The organism is Streptomyces sp. SID3212, assembly GCF_009865405.1.
In the GTDB taxonomy this organism is placed as follows: Bacteria; Actinomycetota; Actinomycetes; order Streptomycetales; family Streptomycetaceae; genus Streptomyces.
Genome location: NZ_WWJY01000758.1, coordinates 1 through 5489, shown reverse-complemented (window position 1 = coordinate 5489; position 5489 = coordinate 1). Strand labels below are relative to the sequence as shown.

Annotated in this window: 6 protein-coding genes; 3 read left to right on the top strand and 3 right to left on the bottom strand. The window is 73.5% G+C overall.

All coding sequences use genetic code 11. The annotated features are described in order from the left end of the window. The 3 genes from GT042_RS22995 to GT042_RS22985 all read right to left on the bottom strand — a co-directional run. Positions 1–391: FAD-binding protein (locus tag GT042_RS22995; protein WP_161310623.1), on the bottom strand; the 391-nt coding region annotated here is incomplete at its 3' end. 112 nt (positions 392–503) lie between these two features. Then, complete coding sequence (locus GT042_RS22990; RefSeq protein WP_161310622.1) at positions 504–1070, bottom strand: NUDIX domain-containing protein; 567 nt, start codon at positions 1068–1070, stop codon at positions 504–506. Positions 1071–1153: 83 nt separating this feature from the next. Beyond that, positions 1154–1993 carry a helix-turn-helix domain-containing protein gene (locus GT042_RS22985; RefSeq protein WP_161310621.1) on the bottom strand — a complete coding sequence of 280 codons (840 nt, stop codon included), beginning with the start codon at positions 1991–1993 and terminating at the stop codon, positions 1154–1156. Between the two features lie 110 nt (positions 1994–2103). Here GT042_RS22985 and GT042_RS22980 point away from each other — a divergent pair, with 110 nt between their 5' ends. The 3 genes from GT042_RS22980 (at position 2104) to GT042_RS22970 (ending at position 5437) form a co-directional block, all read left to right on the top strand. Continuing rightward, positions 2104–2850, top strand: a complete 747-nt coding sequence (locus GT042_RS22980; RefSeq protein WP_161310620.1) for a sulfite exporter TauE/SafE family protein — start codon at positions 2104–2106, stop codon at positions 2848–2850. Between the two features lie 54 nt (positions 2851–2904). Further along, entirely contained in the window at positions 2905–4563 is a 1659-nt protein-coding gene (locus tag GT042_RS22975; protein WP_161310619.1) for a serine/threonine-protein kinase, read from the top strand. A 91-nt stretch (positions 4564–4654) separates the two neighbouring features. Next, positions 4655–5437, top strand: a complete 783-nt coding sequence (locus GT042_RS22970) for a VOC family protein (RefSeq protein WP_345943877.1) — start codon at positions 4655–4657, stop codon at positions 5435–5437. Positions 5438–5489: the final 52 nt, after the last annotated feature.

Here is a 5489-nt window from a genome sequence, read left to right as displayed (position 1 = left end):
AGCCGTGGGTGCCGGTGGCGCAGGCTCCGGCGACCGAGATGTGCGGGAGCGAGCCGAGGTTGTGGAGCGCGAGGCCCGCCGCGTGCACGGCCCCGGTGAACGCGGCGAAGCGCAGTCCCGCGCCGACCGTCACCGTCCGGGCGTCCGCGTCGACCTCCACGGTCGCCGGCAGGCCTGCCACCGACACGAGGTCGCCGGTGGTGTCCGCGAGGGTGTTGAAGGAGTGCCCGCTGCCCAGCGCCCGTACGCGGTGGCTGCTCGCGACGATCTCCCGCAGGTCGTCCACCGTGGCGGGGCGGTGCACCCGGGCCGCGCGGAAGGCGATGTTGCCCGCCCAGTTGGTGAGGGGCTGGCCGCCCGGGACGTCGGACCGGCCGGGCGTGCGGGGCACGGTGTTCTCCTTCGCTGCGTGCGTACGCACGGGCGTGACCCGTACGTACGTCCTGCTTCGTCGTCTCGCAGCACTCTGGCACGCCCGGGTCCGGGGCGGTCCGCCGCCCCTCTCAGCGCCCGGCGGCGGCGAGCAGTCTCTCCACGCGCCGGATCGTGTCGCGGACGTTGGCCAGCGCGGTGTCCTCCAGGGCCTCGGCGGGGGTCAGCCAGCGCAGGGGCGCGTCGGGGTGCTCGGGGCGCGCGTCGTCGGGCCGGGCCGTGGCCAGGACGAAGCGCAGGTCGGCGTGTTCGTGGGCCGGTTCACGGCCCCGGGCGGGGACGGGCACCACAGCCACGTGGACGAGCGACGCGTCCGGCCACGGCGTCAGGTCGGTGAGCCCGGTCTCCTCCGCGCCCTCGCGCAGGACGACGGCGAGGGGTTCGCTCTCCCCCGGGTCGCCGTGGCCGCCGACCTGCGACCACGACCCCATTCCCGGGTGCCAGCGCATCAGCAGCCGGCCGCTCGGCGGGTGCACGATCAGCGCGGAGGCCGTCGCGTGGAGGGGGTTCGAGCGGAGCCACGGATCCGGCGCGGTCCGGGCCAGTTCACGGACGCGCCGAACGTCGGCCGCCTCCGCCGGGTCCTGCGCGCGGTATCCGTCCAGCGCCTCGATGATCGGTGTGCCCACAACGTCCATTCCGGGGAGCGTACGGATGCGGGCGGGCCGGTGTCCTCCGAATATCCGGGGCCTGACACCACCGATGTGCCGCGGTGTGCGGCTCAGCGCTCGGCGAGACGCGCGCCGACCACCGACAGCAGCTCCAGCCGCCGCTGCGCCTGGGTGCCGGGGGCGGCGGTGAACACCGTGAGCACCTGCGACCTGCTCTCCTCGATGAGGGTCTGGCAGTCCAGTTCGACCACGCCCACGTCGGGGTGGCTGATCCGCTTGCGGCGCCCCCGGAGCACCCCGACCTCGTGATCGGCCCAGATCCCCGCGAACTCGTCGCTCTCCGCCCGCAGCCGGGCCACCAGAGCCCGGGACCTCGGGTCCTGCCCGCGCCGTATCAACGCCGCACGCAGGTCGGCGACCAGCACGCGGCTCTCCGCGCGCTGTTCGTCCGGCGGGTACGCGGACCGGGCACCCGGCTCGGTGAACCAGCGGTAGACATCGCTGCGCGCCGCGCCCGTACGGTGCTCGAAGTCGCCGAACAACGCCCTCGCCAGGCGGTTCTGCGCGAGGGTCTCGCCCAGATCCGTCACGACCTGGGCCGGGGTGTCGTAGAGCCGGTCCAGCATGCGCAGCAGCGCCGGGCCGACGTGCTCGCTCGCCGCGTGGCGCTCGGGAAGGTGCTGGCCGGCCAGCAGGAAGAGGTGGTCCCGCTCGTCGAGCGTCAGCCGCAGCGCCCGGGCCAGGGACAACAGCAGGGCCGGGGAGGGCTGGGGGGCGCGCTGCTGTTCGAGACCGGTGTAGTGGTCGGTGGACATCATGGCCAGGGCCGCGACCTCCTCACGCCGCAGCCCGGCCGTCCGCCTGCGAACGCCCGGCCCGAGCCCGACGTCCGCGGGCCGGAGCGCTTCTCGGCGGGCCCGCAGGAAATCAGCCAGTTGAGCTCTGTCCATGTGTCCAGTATCAGGTGCTTCGCCCCACTCAGCCAGGGACGGCCCGACAGCGCCGGACGAGGTGGCCGGGGAGATCGCCCGGGCAGGAAGGCATACCATCACTTCCCGGCATGGACATATCGTGGTGGGGATTCGCGGCACTGGCGGCGGCGGCGACGCTGGTCGGCTTCTCGAAGACGGCCGTGAGCGGGGCCAACACCGTCAGCCTGGCGGTGTTCGCGACCGTCCTTCCTGCGCGGGAGTCGACGGGCGTCCTGCTGCCCGTCCTGATCGTCGGGGACGTCCTGGCGGTCCTGACCTACCGGCGGCACGCGCACTGGCCCACGCTGTGGCGGCTGTTCCCCGCGGTCGCGGCGGGGGTGCTGCTGGGCACGGTGTTCCTGCTCCTGGCCGGGAACGACGCCGTCCGTACCTCCATCGGGGCGATCCTGCTGCTGATGGCGGGCGTCACGATGTGGCGGCGGCGCGGCGGGGACGGGGCCGAGGCCCAGGCGTCGTCGGGCGGGCGCGTCAAGGCCGGTTCGTACGGGGTGCTCGGCGGCTTCACCACGATGGTCGCCAACGCGGGCGGCCCGGTGATGTCGATGTATCTCCTCTCGGCGGGCTTCCAGAAACTGGGCTTCCTCGGCACCTCGGCGTGGTTCTTCCTGATCGTCAACACGACCAAGGTCCCGTTCAGCGTGGGACTGGGCCTGATCGACGTCCACTCCCTGCTGCTCGACGCCGTCCTGGTCCTGTTCGTCCTGCCGGGCGCGTACCTCGGCAAGGTCTGTGTGAACCGTATCGACCAGCGGCTCTTCGAACGGCTCGTGATCGGGGCGACCGTGCTCGGCGGTCTGCAACTCCTGCTGCGGTGACCCCCTCCGGGGACGGTGCGGAAGGGCCCGCCGGAGCCTCGTACCCTGAGCGCCATGAACTCAGGGGGATCCGAAGGACGTGTCATCGACGGCCGGTTCGAACTGCTCGACCGGCTGGGCGGCGGCGGTATGGGCCTCGTGTGGCGCGCCCGCGACCTGGCCCTCCACCGTGAGGTGGCGCTCAAGGAGGTCAGGCCGCCCGACCCCGCCATGATGGCGGCGGACCCGACGGCCGCGCGGGTGCTGCGCGAGCGCGTCCTGCGCGAGGCGCAGGCCCTCGCCGCGATCGACCACCCCGGGGTGGTGAGGATCTATCACATCGTGGACGCGGCGGAGGTCGCGCATCCCTGGATCGTCATGGAGCTGGTGCCCGGCCGCTCGCTCCAGGAACGCCTGGAACAGGGGCCGTTGACCCCCGTCGAGGCCGCCACGATCGGCCGTGGCGTGCTGTCCGCGCTGCGCGCCGCGCACGCGGTCGGCATCCACCACCGCGACGTGAAACCCGCGAACGTGCTGCTGCGCGCCGACGCCCGCCCCGTGCTCACGGACTTCGGGATCGCCGCGCTGCGCGAGTCCTCGAACCTCACGGCCACGGGGGAACTCATCGGCTCCCCCGACTACATCGCCCCCGAGCGCATCCGGGGCGACGAGGGAAACCCCGCGTCCGACCTGTGGTCCCTGGGCATGCTGATGTACGTCGCCGTCGAGGGACGCCATCCGCTGCGCAGGACGTCCGCGCTGGCCACGCTGGCGGCCGTGCTCGACGAGGAGATACCGCCGCCCGGCCGGGCGGGGCCGCTGGGGCCCGTACTGGTCGCGCTGCTGGACCGGAACACGGCGGCCCGGCCCGACGCGGCGGCGCTCGACGGGATGCTGGCGGCGGTGGAGCGCGGCGCGCGGTGGCCGGAGCCCGCCGACGCCGTGCCCGGTGCGCCGACGACGCGGCTGCGCACGGCGGGGGCGCCGCCGTTCCCCTCGCCGCCGCCTTTTCCGACGCCTCCGTACGCGCCCCCGGGGCCCGGCTCCACGGACACTCCGGCGCGGGTCCGCCGGGGCCGCAGGATCTCCGTCGCCGCGACGGTCGCCGGGATCGCCGTGGCCGGAGCGTTGACCTGGTACGTGTCGCCGCTGTCGGGCGACTCCGGGTCCACGGACCGCGAGGGCACCCCGGGCGCCGACCACGCCTCCGCCTCCGCGCCCGCGCCTGACCGGTCGCCTTCGGGGTCCCTGTCCCCCACCCCCACGCCGGCCCCCACGCCCGCCTCCTCCGAGGATCTGTTGACGCCCGCTGCCGTCAAGAAGGTCATCGCCGCGCTCGACCCCGTCATGGGCGGCACGGAGGCCACCAGCTTCACGGTGCACGAGCAGTTCGCCTCCGCCGAGGCGCTGGTCAAGGGCGAGGAGAAGCTGTTCGACCGGTACGAGTACCGCGACGGCGCGGCCACGCGCCTGGGCCCCGGCCGGGAACTCGTCTCCGGAGAAGGCAGCGTCGACCTCATGTCCTTCGACTGGGACAGGATCCCCGAGCTGCTCCGCAAGGCGGACAACGATCTCGGCGTGCGCAAGCCGACCAGTCACTACCTGATCGTCGAACCCGCGTGGGTGTTCGCCGACGACCAGCCCGTGCTGCTCGTGTACGTGTCGGACGAATACGGCGGCGCGTATCTGGCCGCCGACCGGAAGGGCAAGGTGCTGAAAACGTACCCGCGTTGATGTGCGATCGCGACCGGCTGCCGACGCTCCGGGGCCGGCCTGGCAGAGTAGGGGCTCATACGAGGAGTCGGACGTGGGCGGAGTGAGTGGTGTGAGCGGTGTCAGCGGTGTGGAGCGCGACAAGGTCAACTCGCAAGCTGTGGCGGGAGCTCCCTGCTGGGTGACGCTCCTCTCCCGTGAACTCCCCGCGTCACAGGCCTTCTACGGGAACGTCCTCGGCTGGACCTACCGCCCCGCCGGGCTCGGCGACGACTTCTGCGTCGCGCTCTCCGACGGGATGGCCGTCGCGGGCATCGGGGCGCTCGCCTCGTCGCTCCAGGTCGAGGTGTCCTGGACCCCGTACTTCGCCGTCGCGAACGTGGACGAGGCGGCGGCCCGCATCCGCGAGCGCGGCGCGACCGTGGCGGTGGGACCGCTGGCCTTCCACACGGGGCGCGCGGCGCTCGCCATGGACCCCGACGGGGCGGCCTTCGGCATCTGGGAGGGCGCGGTGCGCTCCGACTGGACCGTGGGACGCGGGAGCGCGCCGGCCTGGCTGGAACTGCGGACGCGCGACACGGTCGACGCGGCGAGATTCTACGGGCAGGTCCTCGGCTGGGCGCCGGAGACCGCGGACGGCTTCACCCTCGTCCACGAGGACGACCACGCGGTGCTGCGACAGGACGAGCAGGTGGTGGCGCGGATTCGCGGGGGCGCGGTGCAGGTGCGGCCGCGGTGGCACGTGTACTTCCGGGTGCCGGAGGTTTCCCGGTCGGTGGAGGCGGCGGTGCGGGACGGGGGCGCGCTGGTCTCTCCTCCGGAGGCGGCGGAGACCCTCCACGAGGCGACGCTCCGGGATCCGGACGGAGCGCTCTTCACGGTGACGTCGCGGTAGCTTCTGCGGTGGTGTCCGTTGCGCTTACTGATGTCCTCAATCGCCGGACGGG

What these genes read in the sequence shown, in the direction of transcription:
- GT042_RS22980 (WP_161310620.1), top strand. Translation starts at nt 2,104, where the DNA reads ATGGACATATCGTGGTGGGGATTCGCGGCACTGGCGGCGGCGGCGACG.
- GT042_RS22985 (WP_161310621.1), bottom strand. Translation starts at nt 1,993, where the DNA reads ATGGACAGAGCTCAACTGGCTGATTTCCTGCGGGCCCGCCGAGAAGCG.
- GT042_RS22975 (WP_161310619.1), top strand. Translation starts at nt 2,905, where the DNA reads ATGAACTCAGGGGGATCCGAAGGACGTGTCATCGACGGCCGGTTCGAA.
- GT042_RS22990 (WP_161310622.1), bottom strand. Translation starts at nt 1,070, where the DNA reads ATGGACGTTGTGGGCACACCGATCATCGAGGCGCTGGACGGATACCGC.